Annotated in this window: 1 protein-coding gene; it reads right to left on the reverse strand. The window is 74.0% G+C overall.

Annotated elements, in window-relative coordinates:
* Window positions 1-192: 192 nt before the first annotated feature.
* Window positions 193-847, reverse strand: a 655-nt coding sequence (locus tag BH719_RS02260; protein WP_245683306.1) for a glycosyltransferase, incomplete at its 5' end; no start/stop codon positions are given.

Below are 847 nucleotides of genomic sequence, written 5' to 3' on the forward strand. Positions count from 1 at the left end.
CAAGGACCCTTATTTACGCAACACGCGCCGTACACAAGGGCGGGATCAAGCCCTTGTGTGCGGCCCCGTGTTTCCTAATTCCCTCCCTTGTGTGCGACACCGAGGGAGACGAGGGCCAGGGCCGCGGGGAGAGGAACGGCTGGGCCAGGGGATCCGCGTCTGCCCCGCGCCCGCACTCTTTTGGGACGCGCCCTATGCGATGGCGGCGTACTCGTCGATGAGCGCCCCCACGCAGCGGCGGATGTCGTACTGGGCGCCGACGCCCCTGTACCGGGAGGCGCTGGCCCGGCGGCGGGCGTCGTCTTCCAGCCAGTAGTCGATGGCGCGGGCGAGCCCGCGCGCGTCCCCGGCCCGGTAGAGGCAGCGGGGATCCCTGGCGAATTGCGCCGTCGCCGAGTGCGGCGAGCGGGCGATCACCGGGACGACCCCGTGGCGCAGGATCTCCAGGCACGACAGGCCCTCGACCTCGATGGTGGCGGAGTGGACGTAGAGGTCCGCCGCACGGGCCTGGGCCGCCAGACCGTCGGCGTCGAGGAAGGCGAACCGCGGGGGCCGGGTGAGCACCCCGCTCCTGACGAGGCGCGCTGCGTCCCGCCGTAGGCGGGCGCCCGTGGGCCCGCGTCCCGCGAAGACCAGGTCGATGCGGTGGGCGTTGGCGCTGTGCCGCATCGCCCGCAGGACGGTGCCCTGGTCCTTCTCCCTCGAGAACCTGCCGACGACGAGCACCCGGTACCGGGTTCCGCCGGCGCCGGGGCGCGCGGTCCCGTCCGGAGGGGAGTCCTCGGAGGGAGGCGCGCCCGCGCCTGCGGGAGGCGCCCCTTCTGCGGGCTCCGCGGTGCCCGTGCCG

This window comes from Pauljensenia hongkongensis (assembly GCF_001746855.1).
Taxonomy (GTDB): domain Bacteria; phylum Actinomycetota; class Actinomycetes; order Actinomycetales; family Actinomycetaceae; genus Pauljensenia; species Pauljensenia hongkongensis.